Below are 16,766 nucleotides of genomic sequence, written 5' to 3' on the forward strand. Positions count from 1 at the left end.
TATGGCCGTCACACTCACCGACGAAGCGCGGCGGTATATCGCCCTCTTCGACGAAGAGACGGACGTGGCGGCCACCGACTGCGTCGTCGACGAGGAGTACGACCGCATCGCCTTCGTCGTCCCGCCGGGGACGATGGGGCAGGCTATCGGCCCCGGCGGCGACCACGTCGCAACGGTCGAATCGAAGGTCGGCCGCGACGTGACCGTCATCGAAGGCGCCGAAACGGCGGCGGATTTCGTCGCCAACGCGCTTGCGCCGGCGGCGGTTTATAACGTCACCATCAGCGAAAACGACACCACGGTCGCCTACGCCGAGGTCGACGAGAACGACCGCGGCGTCGCCATCGGCGCCGACGGGCGGAACATCGACCTCGCCCGCCGGCTTGCCGACCGACATTTCGACATCGACGACGTCGAGTTGACATAAACCGGCTACCGGTCTGCGGTCACCGGCCGCGACTCCGCTTCGACGTAGATACGATTTGCTTCCGGAACGACATCTCTGACAGCGACTTCGACCGCATCGATTGCGGCCTCGATACCGCGGGTATCGAGGTCGTTATCGAAGTCGATTTCACAGGCGACAAGCACCGACTCCGGGCCGAGATGCATCGTCCGGAGGTCGACGACGGCGTTGACACCATCGGCAGCAGCGATCGCATCGAGCAGCCGTCGGCGCTCCCGGCGGGTGACACCCTCGCCGACGAGGAGGCCGCGGCTCTCCCATGCCAGCCCGAGGGCAACGCTCATCAACAACAGCCCGATGACGGCGCTACCGATGGCGTCGTAGGTCGTATTGCCGGTCACGTCGGTGAGATAGACCCCCGCAAGCGCGACGAGTACGCCAACGACGGCGACGAGGTTCTCCGTGGCAGCGGTCAAAAGCGGCGCATCCTTGCTCCGACGAAACGTATCGAACAGCGACCGGAACCCCTCGGTGTCGGCCTCCTCACGGACCGCTTGGTAGGATTTGTAGAAGGCAGCAGACTCAAACAGGAGGGCGACACCGAGGACGATGTAGTTGATGGTCACGTCGACATCGCGGGCGGGCGTGCCGATGGTCTCGTAGCCTTCGCGGACAGCGGCGTAGCCGGTGACACCGAACAGCAGCATCGTAACAACAAACGCAAAGACGTACTGCTCTTTGCCGCGGCCGAAGGGGTGTTTTCGTGAGGCCCCGGCGTCGCTGAGGCGGAACCCGAGCAAAAAGAGTAGCTGGTTGCCGACGTCGCTCAGCGAGTAGTACACCTGGCTGAGCATGCTGGCGTTGCCGGTCGCGAGCCACGCGATAAACTTCGCGACCGCAATGGCGGCGCTGGCGACAAGCGACACCACCACCACGAGGCGGGTTGAAACCATCTACCGCTGGTTCGCCTTGGCGGGCCGTAATCGTTTGGTCACAGGGCGTGGGGGGCGACCGCAGGGTGACGGCAAAAAGGGATGCTTAAGTAGCTCCGTAGGAAAGCAAGATGTACCATGGCGAACGGCAAATACGCCGCGCGCAAGCTGAAGCAGGACCGCCAGAAGCATCGGTGGTCCGACTCGGATTACGCGCGACGTGCCCGCGGACTCGGCAAGAAGTCCGACCCGCTCGAAGGGGCCCCGCAAGGCCGGGGTATCGTCCTCGAGAAGGTCGGTATTGAAGCAAAGCAGCCCAACTCGGCCATCCGAAAGTGTGTCCGGGTACAACTCATCAAAAACGGCAAGCAGGTCACCGCCTTCTGCCCCGGCGATGGTGCCATCTCCTTTATCGACGAACACGACGAGGTCACCATCGCGGGCATCGGTGGCGCAAAGGGCCGTGCGATGGGTGACCTTTCGGGCGTCAACTACAAAGTCGAGAAGGTGAACGGCGTCTCGCTCATCGAACTCGTCCGCGGGAACGCGGAGAAGCCGGTGCGATAATGAGTTCGGAAGCCCCCGAGCCGGACGCGCCCGCGTCGACCGACGACGAGCGCGTCTCGGCACAGCTGTTCGGCGAGTGGGAAATCGGCGAAATCGAATACGACGACCCCTCGACGCGACGGTACATCACCGTCACGCCGATAGCCCACACGATGGGCCGTCACTCCGAAAAGCAGTTCAAGAAATCGGAGATATCCATCGTCGAGCGACTCATCAACCGGCTGATGCAGACCGACGAGAACACGGGCAAAAAACAGCAGGCGACCAAAATCGTCCGTGAGGCGTTCGACATCGTCGCCGAGCGCACCGACGAGAACCCGGTGCAGGTGCTCGTGACGGCCGTCGAAAACGCCGGTCCACGAGAAGAGACCGTCCGCCTCAAGTACGGTGGCATCTCCGTACCGAAGGCCGTCGACGTCGCGCCCCAGCGGCGCGTCGACCTCGCGCTGAAATTCATCGCCGAGGGAACCTACAACGACTCCTTCAAGACCACGACGCCCGTCGAGGAAGCGCTGGCCCACCAGCTTATCGGCGCAGCGAACTACGACCTGCAGGCCTATCCGGTCAGCCAGAAGGAAGAACAAGAGCGCGTCGCGGCGGCGGCACGCTAACCCCGTTCGCCCCTTTCGTTTTCGCGGCGCATCGTAACTGATTCCTTTCGGCTTCCGTAAGTTAGTGTCACGCATGCGCCGCCCGCACTCCCGCCGACAGTTTCTCGTAGCCGCCGGCCTCACGGTGACCGCCGCGGCAGCCGGGTGTTTCGACTCAGCGTCGGAGCCGACCGGCGAGGAGCCGGTCGAGGCCGACCACGACCTGAGTGTCGACCACGACATCGAGTCATGGGACCGGTACGACCCGGACTGGACAGTGCCGGACGCGTCGCCCGGAGCACTCGAAGCTGAGACAGTCGTCGAGAACCTCGAAATCCCGTGGGACCTGTCGTTCGCCAGCGACGGCGAGTGTTTCCTCACCGAACGGGTCGGCCGCATCAGCCGGTACGACGGCGGCGACCTCGATGCCGTAACCGAGCCCGCCAACGTCATCGACCACGCGACCGCTATCGACCACGGCGACGAAGGCGGCTGGTGGGCCACCGGCGGGGAAGGGGGGCTGCTCGGAAACGCTCTCCATCCGAACTATCCCGAGGTGCCCGTTCTCTATGCGGTCTACACCTACGAGGTCGGCGACGACTACCGGAACCGGTTGGTGTACTTCGACCTGGCGGGCGAAGAGCCCGAGGAGACAATCATCATCGACGACATCCCGGGCGACAGCTTCCACAACGGGTCGCGGCTCGTCTTCGGCCCCCGGAACTACCTGTGGGTGACGACCGGCGACGCCGGCGACGAGCAGTTGAGCGCCGACCCGGACCGGCTGGCGGGGAAGGTACTCCGGCTCAACCCCGACGGCACCGCACCAGCGTCGAACCCCGATGTCGGCGACCCACGCGTCTACAGCTACGGCCATCGGAACGCGCAGGGGCTTTCGTTCATGCCGGACGGGACGCCGATAGCCTCGGAGCACGGCCCGGCGGCCCGCGACGAGGTGCAGATAATCGGTCCCGGCGAAGACCACGGCTGGCCGGCCGTCCGGAACGGCCCCGGTGTCAACGACGAGTACGAGCGCTACGACGCGGCCGACGGCGTGACGAGCCCGCTTGTCAACACCGGCATGGAAGAGACGTGGGCCCCATCGGGAGCCGTCTTCTACACCGGCAGCGAAGTGCCGTCGCTCCGGAACCGGTTTCTCGTCGGCGGACTCGGCTCGCAGACGCTATACGTCGTCACAGTCGGCGAATCGGTCCCTGACATCGGCGGGAAGCGCTACGACGCGCCGTGGCTTCACCCGAGCTACGAGGCGGTCGTCCACGAGCGGTTCGAGGACGAACTCGGCCGCATCAGACACGTCGAGCAGGGCCCGGACGGGGAGCTGTACGCGGTCACATCGAACCGCGATGGTCGGGCCGACGGCCCGTTCCCGACCGAATCCGACGACCGGCTGGTCCGCATCGTCGACGCCTAGTCGGCCGCCTGACCGGTATCGGAGAGAACGTATTCGCGGGTAGCGTCGACGAGGGCTTTCCGGTAGGCTGACTCGTCAGGGTCGTCTTCCAGCGACCGAAAGCGCCGCTTGAACGCCGAAAGCGACACCGACGGCGCATCGGCCGCCGCAGCGCTCGCGAGGTCGTAGAGCCGGTGGTCGGCATCGATTGCATCGTGTCGCTCCAAAAGCGCCAGCGCGAAGGCGGCATTGACGACCGTGATTTCCGGGTCAGCACCCGGTCGGAGCCGCCGGCCATCCTCGGGCGGTGATGGCGGCGAGTCGGCCAACGCTCGGGCCAACGACGACTCAAGAAACGACACCAGCTTGTCGGTCGGCCCAATATCGAGGGTGATGTCGTCGGCGTAGATATCTTTCATGTGATTTGCTATCTGGTAACAGTGACTCAGCTTCCGCTGTTCGACGCTGCGGCCGGCCAAGGCGAGAAACAGCGCCTCCTCGGTCGACTGGAGATGGGAAGGATGGGCCTGTTCGTAGCGAGCCATATGCGCGAACTCATGGAGGGCCAACTCTCTGGCCATCGCCGAGGTCGCCGCGCGCCGTGAGACGACGAGTTCGTGGCGGTCGTCGTAATGGCCAACCATCGTTCGCTCGTCAGGGTCGTCTCTGATGTCGACGACGACCGGCCGTTCGAGGCCGTACTCGGTGTCGAGCATATCGCGGGCGCTGAGAAACGGTGCGGCCGGTCCGTCACCCCGCACTCGAATATCCATGTCAACTATTACCAGTCGCCGCGGACGTTTGACTGTTTCGCAGGCGGCGACCCGCGAGCGGAGGACAGTTCGGCCCGCTCGGTACGCGTTGTCCACCCAAATCGCAAAACACTATCCTTTTCACCTTGCTTTCGGAACGTGACTGTATAATGGGCCGACGCAAGAAAATTGTACAGGAGTGTGAACGGCTTATGGACGAGCCGGAGCAGATCCGGAACATCGCCATCGCCGCTCACGTCGACCACGGCAAGACGACGCTTACCGACAACCTGCTGGCCGGCGCCGGCATGATTTCCGACGAGACCGCCGGCGAGCAGCTCGCGATGGACACCGAAGAAGACGAGCAGGAACGCGGCATCACCATCGACGCCGCAAACGTTTCGATGACCCACGAGTACGAGGACGAAAACCACCTCATCAACCTCATCGACACCCCCGGCCACGTCGACTTCGGCGGAGACGTGACGCGTGCGATGCGTGCTGTCGACGGCGCGCTCGTGGTCGTCGACGCCGTCGAGGGCGCAATGCCCCAGACGGAGACGGTTCTCCGGCAGGCGCTCCGTGAGGGCGTCAAGCCGACGCTGTTTATCAACAAGGTCGACCGCCTCATCTCCGAGCTACAGGAAGGACCCGAGGAGATGCAGCAGCGGCTGACCGGCGTCATCGGCGATGTCAACGAGCTCATCCGCGGGATGACCGAGGAGATGGACGACATCAACGAAGACTGGACGGTTTCCGTCGAGGACGGGACCGTCGGCTTCGGGTCCGCCCTCTACAAGTGGGGCGTCTCGATGCCGTCCATGCAGCGGACGGGGATGGACTTCGGCGAAATCATCGAGCTCGAACGAGCCGACAAGCGGCAGGAGCTCCACGAGCGAACGCCGCTTTCCGATGTCGTCCTCGACATGGTCTGTGAGCACTTCCCGAACCCGGTCGACGCCCAGCCCCGTCGTATTCCGCGTATCTGGCGTGGCGACGCGGACTCCGAGGTCGCCGAAGCGATGGAGCTTGTCAACGAGGACGGCGAACTCGTCATGATGGTCACCGACATCGGTATCGACCCCCACGCCGGCGAAATCGCCGCAGGCCGTGTCTTCTCCGGCACCATCGAGAAGGGCCAAGACCTCTATGTCTCCGGAACCGCCGGGACGAACCGGGTCCAGAGCGTCGGTATCTACATGGGCGGCGAGCGCGAGGAGGTCGAACGCGTCCCCGCAGGTAACATCGCCGCAGTCACGGGGCTCAAAGACGCTATCGCCGGCTCGACGGTTTCGTCCGTCGAGATGACGCCGTTCGAGTCCATCGAACACATCTCCGAGCCGGTCATCACGAAGTCCGTCGAGGCAAAGAACATGGACGACCTGCCGAAGCTCATCGAGACGCTCCAGCAGGTCGCCAAAGAGGACCCGACGATTCAGATCGAAATTAACGAAGACACCGGCGAGCACCTCATCTCCGGACAGGGCGAACTTCACCTCGAAGTCATCACCCAGCGTATCGAGCGCAACCAGGGAATCCCGGTCAACACCGGCGAACCCATCGTCGTCTTCCGTGAGGCGCCCCAGCAGGAGTCCCGCGAGGTCGAAGGGCGCTCCCCGAACAACCACAACCGGTTCTACATCACCGTCGAGCCGCTTGAAGACGATATCGTCGAGACCATCAAGATGGGCGATGTCTCGATGGACATGCCCGAGCTCGAACGCCGTGAAGAGCTGATGGAGCAGGGCATGGACAAGGATACGGCCCAGAACGTCGAGACCATCCACAACACCAACGTCTTCATCGACGACACGAAGGGTATCCAGCACCTCAACGAGACGATGGAGCTGGTCGTCGAAGGGCTCGAAGAAGCTCTCAACGACGGCCCGCTGGCCGCCGAGCCCGTCGAAGGCGCACTCATCCGCCTGCACGACGCCCGTCTCCACGAGGACGCTATCCACCGCGGTCCGGCACAGGTCATCCCCGCCGTCCGCGAGGCGGTTCACAACGCGCTCATCGACGCCGAAATCAAGCTGCTGGAGCCAATTCAGGAAGTCCGCATCGACGTGCCCAACGAGCACATGGGTGCGGCCTCCGGCGAGATTCAGGGCCGACGTGGCCGCGTCGACGATATGTACCAAGAAGGCGACCTGATGGTCGTCGAGGGCGTCGCCCCCGTCGACGAGATGATCGGCTTCTCCAGCGACATCCGAAGCGCCACGGAGGGGCGTGCGTCCTGGAACACCGAAAACGCCGGCTTCCGCGTTATGGCTGATAACCTCCAGCCGGAAACTATCGATGAGATCCGCGAGCGGAAGGGCATGAAGCTCGAACTGCCCGAGCAGATCGACTACTTCTAGACGCTCCGGCGGCCGTCGGTCGCTGACGGCCGTCCGGTTCTCCCGTGTGTATCCGGACGCCGCCGTATTCTTCGTGGTCTTTCATCGACGATTAGTCACCACCACTCATTACCCTGCGTGCCGCCAGTTTACCTATGGGACTGGAGGAGGACGCCCTTGAGTATCATCGTACCGACCCGCCGGGCAAGCTCGAGATTTCGACGACGAAGCCGACAAACACCCAGCGAGACCTCTCGTTAGCGTATTCACCGGGAGTGGCAGCCCCCTGTTCGGAGATCGCCGACGACCCCGAGGCCGCCTACACATACACCACCAAGGGGAACATGGTCGGGGTCGTCTCGAACGGCACGGCCGTGCTCGGACTGGGAGATATCGGCGCACAGGCCTCGAAGCCGGTCATGGAGGGCAAGGGCGTCCTCTTCAAGCGCTTTGCCGACATCGACGTCTTCGATATTGAACTCGATGAGGACGACCCCGCGGCCTTCGCCGAGTCGGTTGCCCGGATGGAGCCGACGTTCGGCGGTATCAATCTCGAAGACATTTCGGGACCGGAGTGTTTCGAAATCGAATCCTATCTCCGAGAGCAGATGGACATCCCGGTGTTCCACGACGACCAGCACGGCACCGCCATCATCTCCGGAGCCGCCCTGCTCAACGCCTGCGAAATCGCCGACAAGTCGATATCGGACCTCAACATAACGTTTTCCGGGGCCGGAGCGGCCGCGACCGCGACGGCGGAGTTTTACGTCTCGCTGGGTGTTGCCCCGGAAAACATCACGATGTGCGATATCGACGGCATCATCACCGAAGACCGGGTCGCAAACGACGACCCCCACAGCTACGTCGAGCCGTTCGCCGAGCCAGCCGGCGGCGACCTCGCGGATGCGATAGCGGGTGCCGATGTCTTTGTCGGCCTCTCTGTCGGCGGTATCGTCTCGCCCGAGATGGTCCAGTCGATGGCTGAAGACCCGATTATCTTCGCGATGGCCAATCCGGAGCCGGAAATCGGCTACGAGGCGGCCAAGCAGGCCCGCGACGACACGGTCATCATGGCGACAGGGCGCTCGGATTATCCCAATCAGGTCAACAACGTCCTCGGGTTTCCGTTCATCTTCCGCGGCGCGCTCGATGTCAGAGCGACCGAAATCAACCAGGAGATGAAGGTGGCGGCCGCCGAAGCGCTCGCGAATCTCGCAAAGCAGGACGTACCCGACGCCGTCGTCAAGGCCTACGGCGACCAGCCGCTGCAGTTCGGCCCCGAGTACATCATCCCGAAGCCGCTTGACCCACGCGTTCTCTTCGAGGTTTCCGGAGCCGTCGCGGAGGCGGCGATGGAAAGCGGCGTCGCGCGGGACGACCTCGACCTCGACACCTACCGAGAAGAACTGGAGGCACGGCTGGGCAAGTCCAGAGAGATGATGCGGGTCGTCCTCAACAAGGCCAAAAGCGAGCCCAAGCGGCTCGTCCTCGCCGAGGGCGACGACCCGAAAATGATTCGTGCCGCGTATCAGCTCGTCGAGCAGGGTATCGCCCATCCCATCCTCGTCGGGGACAAGCGGGCCATCTGGGAGCAGGCCGCCGAACTCGGGCTGGATTTCGACCCGGAAATCGTCGACCCGGCGACCGACGAACTCGACCCCTACGCCGAGCGGCTCTACGAACTCCGCAAGCGGAACGGGGTCACACGCCGCGAGGCCGACGGGCGGGTACGCGACGGCAACTATCTGGCAAGCGTCATGGTCGAGATGGGCGACGCCGACGCGATGTTGACGGGGCTAACGAACCACTACCCCACGGCGCTGCGGCCGCCGCTGCAGGTCGTCGGGACGGCCGACGACGCCGACTACGCGGCGGGCGTCTACATGCTCACGTTCAAAAACCGAGTCGTGTTCGTCGCCGACGCCACCGTCAATCAGTCGCCGGACGAAGAGGTCCTCGCCGAAGTGGCACAGCACACCGCCGAACTGGCCCGGCAGTTCAACGTCGACCCCCGTGTGGCGTTGCTCTCGTACTCCGACTTCGGCACCGTCGACAACGAGGGGACCCGAAAGCCTCGCCAAGCGGCCGAAATGCTCCGTGACGACGACGCCGTCGATTTCCCCGTCGACGGCGAAATGCAGGCCGACACCGCCGTCGTCGAGGAGATGCTGACCGGCGACTACTCGTTTGCCGACCTCGATGAGCCGGCGAACGTGCTCGTGTTCCCGAACCTGGAGGCGGGCAACATCGCCTACAAGCTACTCCAGCGACTCGGCGGTGCCGAGGCCATCGGCCCCATGCTCGTCGGCATGGACAAACCCGTCCACGTCCTCCAGCGCGGCGACGAAGTCAAAGACATCGTCAACCTCGCCAGTGTCGCCGTCGTCGACGCACAAAATGACGCATCGGTCGACAGCATCCAACACTGAAAACCCCTGAATATTACCGGGGGACTGTCTTCGGGACAGAGCGTCTCAGTATACGTATGAGCACCGAAACCGGGGGCACGGTAGCACACGAAACGGAGCCAGCCAAAAGCGGAGAGGCAGTGGTCGGCGACGACGATGTCGGGGCGACGCTGGCGTTGCTGGCCGACGAGGAAGCCAGAGCGCTGTTTCGGCATACCGGCAAGCCGAAGACGATACCGGAACTGACCGCTGACTGCGGGGTTGCCCGTTCGACGGCCTACCGGAAGGTACGAAAGCTGACCGCGGCCGGGCTACTCGAACCAGCCTCGGCCGATGACGACCCCAATACAGCGACGGCCTACCAGCGGACTGTCGACGCACTGGAAATTATCGTCGGCGAGGCGGAAACCATCGAAGTGCGGCGGTAGAGGCCTTAAAAGATGTCTCACAAACTGGGACCCACAGGGGAGGAATTTACAATACGGGTCCGTATATCGGGTAGAAGAGCGTATGTCTTCCCCGAAACCGAACGCCGACGGCCATCTCCGGGTCGTGCTCGCGGTGACGCCCTCGCCGGACGCCAGCTGTCACATCCTTGGGTCCGGAAAGCGCGGCACCGTGACCAAGCGTGACCTCCGTTCTGACGACGACAGCGGCGAGTGTACCTGTAAAGCTGAGGCATCACTCGACGACGGGCCGGCACAGCTTGTCGAAAGCGATGTCACGAACGGCTGTGTCTGTCCCGCGTTCCGCGAACACGACTGTGTCGCCTCGCTGGACGGCTTCGAAGACGGCACGCTCATTGTTTCAGTGGCCGTTCCAGACCGTGAGGAACTGACATCGGTCGTCGCCGAGCTCAGAGAGCGTGGCGCAACCGTAAAGCTCCGCCGAATCGATAGCTCTGCGGTTGGCAGCGACAGACGAGTGCTCCGGCTCGACGCCGACGGCATAACCGAAAAACAACGCGAGGCGGTCCAGGTCGCCGCCGACGCCGGCTATTACGAGACGCCACGGGAGGCGGACCTCAGCGAGTTGGCCGACCAGCTCGGCGTCTCTCGGTCGGCAGTCTCCCAGCGGCTTACTGCCGTCGAGACGAAGCTCGTCGAGGAGCTTGTCCAAGCCGAGAAAAACGGCTGGCCGGGACCACAGCCGGCATCAGTCGGCGACCGGTAGCTCGACGATGAAGACGCTGCCCTCCGGCTCGTTGTCCTCGACCCACACCTCGCCGCCGTAGCTCTCGACGAGCGTTCGGACGAGATACAGCCCGACGCCGGTACCTTCGCTTTCGAGGCCTTTCTCGCCCTTGCCGAATATTTCCTCTTTTTGGGCGTCCGGGACCCCCGGGCCGTTGTCTGCGACCCGAATCTCGGCGATGTCGCCGTCGACCACAGCCGAAACAGACACCTCGGGAAGCGGCTTGTCGTTGTGCTGGACGGCGTTTTTCAGGAGGTTCCGGAAGACGGCTCCGAGCATATCGTTGCCGACGACGTCGACCGTCGGCAGCGACCCGTCGACTGTGACGGCTGCATCCGAGTGTGTCGAGCGTATCTCCTCAAGCTGCCGTTCGAGGGACCGGTCGAGTGCGACCTGTCTGTTCTCGACATCGGGCTGGAGCATCACCTCCGCGAGGTCTCTGGCAGTCGTCGTGAGGTCGACGGCGTTCTCGGCGCTTTCTTTGACTGTCTGCAGATACTGCGTGCCGTCGTCATCGACGTGGGCTTCGAGCATCTCCGCGTAGGCGGTCACAAGCTGGAGGTCGTTGCGGATGTCGTGTCGTACGACCTCGTTGAGAATCTCGAGGTTGTCCCGCTGTTCTTCGAGCCGTCGCTCGTAGGCGACGCGGTCGGTGATGTCGATGTTGCTCTCGGCCATCTGGACAACGTTGCCGTCGTCGTCGAAGATAGGCGCGGCATGGACCTTGTAAACCCGCTTTTCGCCGTCTTCGGTGTGATGAATATGTTCGAGTTCCTGCGGCTCGCCCGTCTCGACGACCGACGGCAGCGGACAGCCGAGATCAGCATCGGCCTCATCACAGGGAACGTCTCGCCCGTGTGTGGCGGCGTGGCAGGTGTCGCCCTCCTCGACCGGAGCCCGGGAGTTCGCGTGCGTGACGGTGTAGTCGTCGACATCGACGACGTAGAAGGGATACGGCAGGCTCTCGATGACGGTATCAAGGAAATCACGTTCGGCTTTGAGCTTCTGTTCGTGCTTCTTTCGCTCGACGGCATACCGGACCGACCGCGACAGTTCGCTGCCGTTGAGGTCGTCTTTGGTGAGATAGTCCTGTGCGCCCTCAGTGATAGCCTCGAGGGCAAGTTGCTGGTCATCAAGCCCCGTCAGAACGACCACAGGGATGTTGTCGGCTGCGTCGGTGACAGCACTGAGCGTATCGAGACCGTTTGACTCCGGTAGCCCGAGGTCCAGCAGCACGACATCCCAGTCGGATTCCGCCAGCGCGTCGAGACAGCCCGCAAGGTCGTCAACGTGAGCGAGCGTGTGGTCAGAAGCCAGAAGCGACTCGTCGGCCCGTTCGAGCCGCTTTTCGATGAGGCGGGCATCGCCCGGGTTGTCTTCAACCAGCAGTACATCGAGTTCGGCGCGTAGTTCCATCAGCTGTCACCTCGGCGGCAGCGTCGCCACGCAGAACCAGAACCCTTCGATTCGCTTGACGACGTCCCGGAAGCCGTCGAACGTAACTGGCTTTGTCAGATAGGCGTTGGCGTGGTCGTCGTAACTGTCGACGATATCGCGTTCGGATTCGGAGCTGGTCAGGATGACGACCGGAATCCGGCGGAGGTCCGGGTCCGACTTGATCTCTTCGAGGACCTCGTGGCCGCTCATTCGGGGGAGCTTGAGGTCGAGTAGGACGATATCCGGTCGGTCGCGGTCGTCGTCACGGAGATACGTCATCGCCTCGACGCCGTCGGCGGCGACATCGATGTGGTTTGCCAGCGCGGCCTTCTCGAAGGCCTTCTTTGTCAGTTTCACGTCGCCGGGGTTGTCCTCGACGAGCAGGATGGAGGCGGGTTCCACCGCAGCCGCTTCGGCACCGCCGGAAGGGGCCGATTCGTCGCCGACATCCGCCGGTTCAGGCATTGTGAGCACTTTTTCGTAGTATCGATTAAGTCTTGTGTCATCGACGAATGTTCTGTCAGCGTCGCTCGCTGTCGTGTTCGTCTGGGGTCGGCAGCGTAAAGTAAAACGTCGAGCCGTCGCCGACCGTCGAATCAACCCAGATGTCGCCACCGTGGGCTTCGACGATGCGCTTACAGACCGCCAGACCGACGCCGGTGCGCGATTCGTCGTCGCGGTCGCCCCGAGTGAAAAGCTCGAAGAGCTTGTCCTGCTGGGGTTCGGGGATGCCGACGCCGTCGTCGGCCACGGAGAACCGGTAGCGGCCGTCACACTCGCTTGCGGAGATGGTGACACGCGGCGTCCCGGCCTCGTTGTACTCGATTGCGTTCGAAAGCAGGTTCTGGAACAGCTGGACGAGCTGTCGTTCAGTCCCCTCAACGGCCGGTAGCACGTCGTACTCGATTTCGGCGTCGGCGGCCGTGACACTCACATCGAGGTTGTCGATGGCCCGTTCGAGGACCTGTTCGGTATCGACCGTCGTACTCTCGCCAGCGTCGGTTTCGAGCCGCGCAAACGCCAGCAGGTCGTCGATGAGCTGCCGCATCCGCTCGGCGCCCGTCACCGCGTGTGCTATGGACGCCTGTGCCTCCGCATCGAGGTCGTCGCCGTATTCGGACTCCAAGAGCGTCAGATGTGCAGACACCATCCGCAACGGCTCCTGAAGGTCGTGGTACGCGACGTGGGTGAACTGCGCCAGCTCGGCCCGGGACTGTTCGAGCCGGTCGACAGTCGCCTCGAGTTCCCGTTCACGAACCGCAAGCTCGCGGCTGACGGCGTTGAACCGACGGCCGATTTCGGCCCACTCGTCGGTCGCCCCGAGGTCAACGCGGGTCCCGTACTCCCGGTCGGCGAGCCGGTCGAACCCGGACAGGAGCGCGTCGACTTGCCGGAGGTTATGGCGGTAGAACCAGCCCGCAAAGCCGACAAGTGTCACGAGAACGATGACTACTGACCCAAGCTGCAGGAGTGTCGCAGTCTGGGCCGCGCCGACGACGGCTGCCTCCGGGCGGGCGACCGTTACCGTCCAGTCAGCCGTTTCGAGGTCGCTTCCCGCGGCCAGCAGGTCGGCGCGGTCCCACGGGCCGGTCTCGAAAAGCGTCGTCCCGTCGGTGGTCACTCGGACGGCGGTGTCGGCGCTGGGGTCCGGCGCGACGGATGCAAAGAACGCGTCGTCATCGAGATGCAAGGCGGCGTTGAGCGCCCCGACTATCTCGCCGTCCCGCTCGATGGGGGTGCTGATAGTGACGATGAAGTTCCCGGTTTCAGCCGCCACGGGGTCGCTGACATGTGTTTCGCCATCCAGTGCCCGTTGGACGTACAGCCGGTCGCTGAGGTCGCTTCCGCTCAGGTCTTGGCGCTCGGCCGCCGAGAGTCCCTCCGACTCGATATCGAGTATCCGGCCGTCGGCGTCGACGACGGATGCACCCTGGAAGGTCGTTCGCTCGACGAATCGGGCCAGCGAGGCACGCCGCTCCTCGTCAGTGCTGGTTAACGCCGGGTCGCCGGCGTGTAGCTCGACCGTGCGTGACCGCTCGGCCAATAGGTCCTCAAGCTGGCCTGCTGTCACATCCGCGGTTCCGCCGAGCGACTCGCGCTCGCTTTGCTCTAAGGCGTCGCCGTAGAGCTGAAACCCCGAGGCGACGGCGACAGTGAGGACAACGGCAACGACAACGAGAACAACGGCGAAGGCGCGGCGGAGCTTCATCCGGCGTCACCCTCTGGTGCCGGCAGCGTGAAGTAGAACGTCGTTCCGTCGCCGACCGTCGAATCAACCCAGATGTCACCGCCGTGGCGGTCGACGATGCGACGGCAGATAGCGAGCCCGATGCCGGTTCCGGAACCGCGGTCGGCGTTGCGCCCGCGCTGGAAGACCTCAAAGATGTCCTCGCGGTCGCGTTCGTGAATGCCGACCCCCTCGTCAGCGACAGCGAAAACGTACTCGCCGTTCTGCCGTTCGACCGCAACATCGACAACTGGCGGCTCGTCGCCCGCATACTCGATTGCGTTCGAAAGCAGGTTCCGGAACAGCTGGCCCAGCTGGCTCCGGTCAGCAAGAACCGTCGGGAGGTCGTCGGCCTCGATTCTGGCGTTGGTCTCTTCGATGCGCTGCTTGAGGTCTCTGTGAGCCTCCTCGAAAACCGCCGCGGCATCGACGGGGGCCGGCTCCTCGCCGCGTGTCTCGACACGGGAATACGAAAGCAGGGCGTCTATCATCCGGCTCATCCGCTCGGCACCATCGACAGCGAAGTCGATGTACTCCCGTGCTTCGGCGTCGAGGTCGTCGCTGTACTCGGATTCAAGCAGGTCCAGGTAACTTGAAACCATCCGCAACGGTTCCTGAAGGTCATGGGAGACGACGTAGGCGAACTGCTGGAGCCGTTCGTTTGACTCCCGGAGTTCGCGTCGTCGGGCATCAAGTTCGCGCTCGTAGGTGTCTCGCTCCGTAATGTCGCGGGCGTAGCCGAGCACCGCCGTCTCGTCGGTGCCGGCGACCTCGAACGGTATTTTCGTCGTCTCCAGCACCCGTGTTTCGCCATCGGCCGTCGTGAGTTCCTCTCTGTCGACGTGTGTGGGCTCGCCGCTGTCGATGACGTGGCGGTCCTGTTCGCGGAACGCTTCCGCCTCTGTCTCGTCCGGAAGCACCTCGGCGTCGGTTCGGCCGACGACCTCGTCAGGCGCAAGCCCGTAGTAGTCGGCGGTCGTTTCGTTTGCGAGCAGATATTCGCCGTTGGCGTCCTTGACAAACAGCAGGTCGGGAACGAGGTCGATTATCTGCCGGAGCTCATCACGGGCCCGCTGGAGGGCGCTTTCGTGTTCCTTCCGCTCTGTGATGTCCCGGGCGAAAGCGAGAAACTGCACCTCGCCGTCGATTTCGAGCTTGTTGAGCCAGATTTCGACCGGAAAGGTAGACCCGTCGGCGCGGCGATGGGTGCCTTCGAGTGTCCCGGTTTCTCCGACGTCCAGTTCCGACCAAAACGCCCGGAGCGACTCGATATCGTGGCCGGCCTCGAAGTCCGCAACCGACATCGACTGCAGTTCCGACCGGGAGTAGCCGAGGTTCTCGACGAGCCGCTCGTTCACGTCGAGAACGGCACCGTCAGCGTCGTGGAGCACAACAGCGTCGGGAGCCTTATCAAAGAGCGCGCGGAGTCGCTTGCGGCGTGCCTCCACGTCGCGATGTGTGGCGGCGTCGACATCGGTCGCCGCCGAGATAGCTGTCCGGACCCGGTGGGCAAGGAGGTCACCGTCGCCGTGGACTGTTTCGGAACGAACGAACTCGGCAGCAAAGGAATCAAGCGCGTCGCGGGCAAGCCGTTCGTTGCCGTCGTCGACGGCGACGACGACCGGGCAACCGTCGACACCGGCGCAGGGCACCCGTGTCGACCACTCCCTGACGGTCGAATCGGAGACAATAGCACAATCGAAGTCATCGGTTGCCATCTCGTCTGCAGCGGTAGCGGTGCTGAAGGCGGCGTCCGCTGTCGTATCGGTACTGACCTCGATGTCGTGGGCGGAAAGCGCCTCCAGCGTCTCCTGTGGGACCGTTATTCCCACCGTCGCGAGCCGAATCCCCTCTCTGGTCGCCATTCGTTGGCCGGGCTACCGGCTACTGGTTTAATTACACATCGGTCGGTATCAGGCGTCGGGAACGCCATCGACGGCGAGGTCCTCAAACCGCTCGGCCGGGCGGTCAATGAGGTCGATTCCGTCGACGGCCGCGACGATAGCCATGATGGCTGCGGTCTCACCGAGCCGAGCCGTGACGGCTCCCGCCGTCGTCTCGCCGGCTTCGTGGGTTGCAAGCGCAGCGTCGGAGCAGGTTTCGGCCGTATCACGCGTGCTCTCGTTGAGGGCGTCTACGGTGTCGGCGCTCCGCTCGGCCAACACCCCACCCGCCTCGAAGAGCGCCATCTCGGCGGCCGCAGCGGCGTCAAGTCGGCGGTCGAGGCGTTCGAGAGAGTCATCGAGGAGCGGCATCGTCGCCGTAGCCACGTCGGCAGCGGCGCGGGTCGTCGACACCCCGGCCGCGCCGACAGCGGCCGCAGCGTCAGCGGTAGCAGCCACGGCATCGGCGGTCTGTCGCTGGGCGTCAACGCCGCTGTTGGTGATATCCGTCGCGGTTGCTATCGCCTGTCGCTGTGCTTCACAGAGGGAGCCGAGGAGACCGCTCGCAGTCGCCATACCGTGTGCAAGACCACCACGAGGTTTTAGTCTGCCGCCTCCGG

Annotated in this window: 15 protein-coding genes; 8 read left to right on the plus strand and 7 right to left on the minus strand. The window is 63.9% G+C overall.

Annotation, left to right across the window (positions count from 1 at the left end):
* Position 1 precedes the first annotated feature (1 nt).
* Positions 2–427, plus strand: a complete 426-nt coding sequence (locus NP_RS00295; RefSeq protein WP_011321789.1) for a NusA-like transcription termination signal-binding factor — start codon at positions 2–4, stop codon at positions 425–427.
* A 5-nt stretch (positions 428–432) separates the two neighbouring features.
* On the opposite strand, the gene NP_RS00300 is transcribed toward NP_RS00295, so the two are convergent.
* Entirely contained in the window at positions 433–1,359 is a 927-nt protein-coding gene (locus NP_RS00300) for a cation diffusion facilitator family transporter (protein ID WP_011321790.1), read from the minus strand.
* Between the two features lie 117 nt (positions 1,360–1,476).
* Here NP_RS00300 and NP_RS00305 point away from each other — a divergent pair, with 117 nt between their 5' ends.
* The 3 genes from NP_RS00305 to NP_RS00315 all read left to right on the plus strand — a co-directional run bounded on the left by NP_RS00305 (position 1,477) and on the right by NP_RS00315 (position 3,927).
* Positions 1,477–1,905, plus strand: coding sequence for a 30S ribosomal protein S12 (locus NP_RS00305; RefSeq protein ID WP_011321791.1), 429 nt, complete (start codon positions 1,477–1,479; stop codon positions 1,903–1,905).
* Positions 1,905–2,516 carry a 30S ribosomal protein S7 gene (locus NP_RS00310; RefSeq protein ID WP_011321792.1) on the plus strand — a complete coding sequence of 204 codons (612 nt, stop codon included), beginning with the start codon at positions 1,905–1,907 and terminating at the stop codon, positions 2,514–2,516. Before NP_RS00305 ends, NP_RS00310 begins: the two co-directional genes overlap by 1 nt.
* Before the next feature lie 73 nt (positions 2,517–2,589).
* Positions 2,590–3,927 (plus strand): PQQ-dependent sugar dehydrogenase, encoded by a 1,338-nt coding sequence (locus tag NP_RS00315; RefSeq protein ID WP_011321793.1) that lies wholly within the window; start codon positions 2,590–2,592, stop codon positions 3,925–3,927.
* On the opposite strand, the gene NP_RS00320 is transcribed toward NP_RS00315, so the two are convergent.
* Complete coding sequence (locus tag NP_RS00320; RefSeq protein ID WP_011321794.1) at positions 3,924–4,679, minus strand: DUF5781 family protein; 756 nt, start codon at positions 4,677–4,679, stop codon at positions 3,924–3,926. The genes NP_RS00315 and NP_RS00320 overlap by 4 nt on opposite strands.
* A gap of 149 nt (positions 4,680–4,828) precedes the next feature.
* Between NP_RS00320 and NP_RS00325 the strand changes: the two genes are divergently transcribed.
* The 4 genes from NP_RS00325 to NP_RS00340 all read left to right on the plus strand — a co-directional run bounded on the left by NP_RS00325 (position 4,829) and on the right by NP_RS00340 (position 10,578).
* A complete protein-coding gene (locus NP_RS00325) occupies positions 4,829–7,018 on the plus strand; it encodes an elongation factor EF-2 (RefSeq protein ID WP_011321795.1) in 2,190 nt (729 codons plus the stop codon).
* A 134-nt stretch (positions 7,019–7,152) separates the two neighbouring features.
* Positions 7,153–9,426: an NADP-dependent malic enzyme gene (locus tag NP_RS00330; protein WP_011321796.1), complete on the plus strand. Its 2,274-nt coding sequence runs from the start codon at positions 7,153–7,155 to the stop codon at positions 9,424–9,426.
* Positions 9,427–9,482: 56 nt separating this feature from the next.
* On the plus strand, positions 9,483–9,833 hold the full coding sequence (locus tag NP_RS00335; protein ID WP_011321797.1) for a winged helix-turn-helix domain-containing protein: 351 nt from the start codon (positions 9,483–9,485) through the stop codon (positions 9,831–9,833).
* Positions 9,834–9,915: 82 nt separating this feature from the next.
* Complete coding sequence (locus tag NP_RS00340) at positions 9,916–10,578, plus strand: helix-turn-helix domain-containing protein (RefSeq protein WP_011321798.1); 663 nt, start codon at positions 9,916–9,918, stop codon at positions 10,576–10,578.
* On the opposite strand, the gene NP_RS14055 is transcribed toward NP_RS00340, so the two are convergent.
* From NP_RS14055 to NP_RS00365, 5 genes are read right to left on the minus strand one after another with little or no spacing between them, the layout of a single operon-like run.
* Positions 10,561–12,015 carry a sensor histidine kinase gene (locus NP_RS14055; protein ID WP_011321799.1) on the minus strand — a complete coding sequence of 485 codons (1,455 nt, stop codon included), beginning with the start codon at positions 12,013–12,015 and terminating at the stop codon, positions 10,561–10,563. The two genes, NP_RS00340 and NP_RS14055, sit on opposite strands and share 18 nt — an antisense overlap.
* 6 nt (positions 12,016–12,021) lie before the next feature.
* Positions 12,022–12,501 carry a response regulator gene (locus NP_RS00350; protein WP_011321800.1) on the minus strand — a complete coding sequence of 160 codons (480 nt, stop codon included), beginning with the start codon at positions 12,499–12,501 and terminating at the stop codon, positions 12,022–12,024.
* Between the two features lie 55 nt (positions 12,502–12,556).
* Entirely contained in the window at positions 12,557–14,245 is a 1,689-nt protein-coding gene (locus tag NP_RS00355; RefSeq protein ID WP_011321801.1) for a sensor histidine kinase, read from the minus strand.
* A complete protein-coding gene (locus tag NP_RS00360) occupies positions 14,242–16,128 on the minus strand; it encodes a sensor histidine kinase (protein ID WP_011321802.1) in 1,887 nt (628 codons plus the stop codon). Before NP_RS00360 ends, NP_RS00355 begins: the two co-directional genes overlap by 4 nt.
* 48 nt (positions 16,129–16,176) lie before the next feature.
* Positions 16,177–16,722 carry a hypothetical protein gene (locus NP_RS00365; protein ID WP_011321803.1) on the minus strand — a complete coding sequence of 182 codons (546 nt, stop codon included), beginning with the start codon at positions 16,720–16,722 and terminating at the stop codon, positions 16,177–16,179.
* Between the last annotated feature and the right edge of the window lie 44 nt (positions 16,723–16,766).

Origin of the sequence: Natronomonas pharaonis DSM 2160, assembly GCF_000026045.1 — an archaeon.
Lineage (GTDB): Archaea > Halobacteriota > Halobacteria > Halobacteriales > Haloarculaceae > Natronomonas > Natronomonas pharaonis.

Coding starts and splice junctions, on each gene's coding strand:
- NP_RS00295 (WP_011321789.1), top strand. CDS start 2: ATGGCCGTCACACTCACCGACGAAGCGCGGCGGTATATCGCCCTCTTC.
- NP_RS00300 (WP_011321790.1), bottom strand. CDS start 1,359: ATGGTTTCAACCCGCCTCGTGGTGGTGGTGTCGCTTGTCGCCAGCGCC.
- NP_RS00305 (WP_011321791.1), top strand. CDS start 1,477: ATGGCGAACGGCAAATACGCCGCGCGCAAGCTGAAGCAGGACCGCCAG.
- NP_RS00310 (WP_011321792.1), top strand. CDS start 1,905: ATGAGTTCGGAAGCCCCCGAGCCGGACGCGCCCGCGTCGACCGACGAC.
- NP_RS00315 (WP_011321793.1), top strand. CDS start 2,590: ATGCGCCGCCCGCACTCCCGCCGACAGTTTCTCGTAGCCGCCGGCCTC.
- NP_RS00320 (WP_011321794.1), bottom strand. CDS start 4,679: ATGGATATTCGAGTGCGGGGTGACGGACCGGCCGCACCGTTTCTCAGC.
- NP_RS00325 (WP_011321795.1), top strand. CDS start 4,829: ATGGGCCGACGCAAGAAAATTGTACAGGAGTGTGAACGGCTTATGGAC.
- NP_RS00330 (WP_011321796.1), top strand. CDS start 7,153: ATGGGACTGGAGGAGGACGCCCTTGAGTATCATCGTACCGACCCGCCG.
- NP_RS00335 (WP_011321797.1), top strand. CDS start 9,483: ATGAGCACCGAAACCGGGGGCACGGTAGCACACGAAACGGAGCCAGCC.
- NP_RS00340 (WP_011321798.1), top strand. CDS start 9,916: ATGTCTTCCCCGAAACCGAACGCCGACGGCCATCTCCGGGTCGTGCTC.
- NP_RS14055 (WP_011321799.1), bottom strand. CDS start 12,015: ATGGAACTACGCGCCGAACTCGATGTACTGCTGGTTGAAGACAACCCG.
- NP_RS00350 (WP_011321800.1), bottom strand. CDS start 12,501: ATGCCTGAACCGGCGGATGTCGGCGACGAATCGGCCCCTTCCGGCGGT.
- NP_RS00355 (WP_011321801.1), bottom strand. CDS start 14,245: ATGAAGCTCCGCCGCGCCTTCGCCGTTGTTCTCGTTGTCGTTGCCGTT.
- NP_RS00360 (WP_011321802.1), bottom strand. CDS start 16,128: ATGGCGACCAGAGAGGGGATTCGGCTCGCGACGGTGGGAATAACGGTC.
- NP_RS00365 (WP_011321803.1), bottom strand. CDS start 16,722: ATGGCGACTGCGAGCGGTCTCCTCGGCTCCCTCTGTGAAGCACAGCGA.